Source organism: Nitrospiria bacterium (genome assembly GCA_036397255.1).
GTDB lineage: Bacteria > Nitrospirota > Nitrospiria > DASWJH01 > DASWJH01 > DASWJH01.
Genome location: DASWJH010000075.1, coordinates 1 through 2478, shown reverse-complemented (window position 1 = coordinate 2478; position 2478 = coordinate 1). Strand labels below are relative to the sequence as shown.

At 44.5% G+C, this 2478-nt stretch carries 2 protein-coding genes; one reads left to right on the top strand and one right to left on the bottom strand.

Annotated features, from left to right (window positions below; translation table 11 throughout):
* Nucleotides 1-388 (top strand): hypothetical protein (locus VGB26_09660; GenBank protein HEX9758053.1); only part of this gene is annotated, 388 nt, incomplete at its 5' end.
* Between the two features lie 41 nt (nt 389-429).
* On the opposite strand, the gene VGB26_09655 is transcribed toward VGB26_09660, so the two are convergent.
* Nucleotides 430-2157, bottom strand: a complete 1728-nt coding sequence (locus tag VGB26_09655) for a tetratricopeptide repeat protein (GenBank protein ID HEX9758052.1) — start codon at nt 2155-2157, stop codon at nt 430-432.
* Between the last annotated feature and the right edge of the window lie 321 nt (nt 2158-2478).

Sequence of the window (2478 nt, the reverse complement as noted above, 5' to 3'; positions counted from 1 at the left end):
CCCTGTTAATGTCACCGGTGTGTTAACGGCGGTTGATATATCCGCCAATGTAACGGGCCAATTCACCTGTGTGGTGCTTGCAGATACCACGGTTCAGTGCTGGGGTTTAAATGAGCGTGGTGAGCTTGGAGTAGGGACTCTACTTGGACCCGAGGTGTGTGGTCCTCCCGGGGGACCGCAGGTTAATTGCAGTCGGGTTCCTGTTTCGGTGGTTGGATTAAACTCTGTGGCATTATTATCTTCAGGAGGAAGGCATTCCTGTGCTTTCCTTGAAGACGGAACCGGACGGTGTTGGGGAAACAATGCCACCGGGCAATTGGGGAACGGGACCAATATCACAAGCTTCCCATGGGGAATTCCTACCCCTGTAAACGTCCTTGGGTTTTAAAATCTTTGCTAAAGCCGATCATTTTTTCTGCCCTATTTTTTTTATTCTTTTTTTTTCTGTTTTTCCTTAAGACGGTAGGTAAGATCCAGGAATTCTTGGGCCTCTAATGATTTTGGGTTGAGCTTCAGTACAGTATTAAATTCTTGGATCGCTTTCTCCAATTGACCCGTCCTTCCATAAGCCTTTCCTAGGCTGAGGTGGGCTTCCAGATAATTTGGCGTTATGGTAATAGCTTTTTGATATTCTAAAATGGCTTCGTTTAAGCGTTCCTGTCTAAAATAAACATTGGCTAAATTATAATGGGGTCTTGCATAATGAGCCCGAAGCGCAACGGCTTCCTGATATTCTCGGATGGCTTCATTGAAAAGACCCTGTTTTTCAAAAATAACCCCCATGTTATTATGAAGGGCAGCATTCGGTTTTATGGCCATTGCTTTTTGATACTCTCCAATGGCTTCTTCAAACCTGCCCTCTGTCTGGAAGGCTAGCCCTAAATTGTGGTAGGAAACATAGTTGGTTCCCGTCGTCTCTATGGCATGTTTGAAAAGGGAGATGCTATTTCGCCAATGTTGGACTTGAAACCAGGCGATGACCATCAAAGATGGAAGGATCAAACCGGCCCCTAGACTTAAAAACAGTTTTTGATGGCGCCATTTTGGAATCAAATCCGGAATTCCCCAGGCGATGATGATGAAAAGGCCGATGAGGGGTATATAGGTGTACCGATCTGCCATGGCCTGTTGGCCTACCTGAATCAAACCAATGACAGGTACAAGGGTTCCTAAAAACCAAAGCCATCCCACAATCAAATAAGGGGCTTTTGAGGACCACCAGACCGTTAGGATAGTAATCGCCAGCAGCAATAAGGCGGAACCCACTATCAGTTCGAGGGGTAGTTGATTTCCTGGATGGGGATATAAGACCGCCAGGTCCAAGGGCCAGAACATTTTTCCGATATAGCTGGAATAGGAGATCAGTGCGTTTCCAATACGGCTTCCAAGTGGAAAAGCCTCCAAAGAACCGACCGTTTCCCATTTCTGTTGAACCAAAAGTGTTAACATCAAACAAATCCCCGTTAGGATGATCAAAGGGCTCTTTTCCAACACCCGTTTCAAAGTTGTTCGGTGGTCTCCCCAGTGTATCCGTTGCAGGGGCCAGTAATCCAATAACAGCAATACAAAGGGGAGTGTCATGACCATCGGTTTGGCCATTAGACCTAAGGAAAAGGTAAAAGCAACCAATAGGTATCGGTAGACCTCGGGCCGTTTTGTGTAAAAAAGATAAGCCCAAAGGGTGAGGATCCAAAACAGTGTGCTTAAAACATCCTTGCGCTCGGTCACCCAAGCAACGGATTCTATGTGGAGCGGATGAATCGCAAAAAGAGCCGCCACGAACCCGCTTTTCCACAGGGCTCCCGTCAAATTCCGAAGGGCCCAAAAAAGCAAGGCGGTATTCATGATATGAATCATTAAATTGACCAGGTGATGCCCCCCGGGGTCCAGGCCGAAAAGCTCAATGGTTATCATGTGAGAAATGAATGTCATGGGAATCCAAAAATCGGCATGTTGTGAGGCGGAACCCGAATCCATTGAAAATGCCCATTTGATTCCTTCCCAAGTCAATCCATCTTGAATATGAGGATTTTCTGAGACATACGTATCATCATCGTAATTAATAAATTCATAATTTAAAACCGGCCAAAAAACCATTAAAGTGCCCAAAATTAAAAAAAAGGCGATTAACCATTCTCGGAAATTGTGGTGACTCATGGAGACCTTATTTAACATGAAGGATTTTTCGTCAGGAAATCATTTTTTTGAGGGGAACCAGTTATTTTGGTGAAAATTCATTCGATGCAAAAGGTAAGTTTTTACGGATGGAATTTTAAGTAAAATTTTTCCCATCGTTCGGTTTAAATCTCAAAAAATATTGAAAGAACAGTTTTTATTCAAATAAAAATCCCCGCAGCAAGACTGCGGGGTATTCAGAGGAAAAGCTAAATCCTCAAATCCCCCTTTATCCCCCTTTTCTAAAGGGGGAACCTAAGCGGTCACCCCGTAGCGAGCTACGGGGAATAGCAAGTTTAAATT

Coding starts and splice junctions, on each gene's coding strand:
- VGB26_09655 (HEX9758052.1), bottom strand. CDS start 2,157: ATGAGTCACCACAATTTCCGAGAATGGTTAATCGCCTTTTTTTTAATT.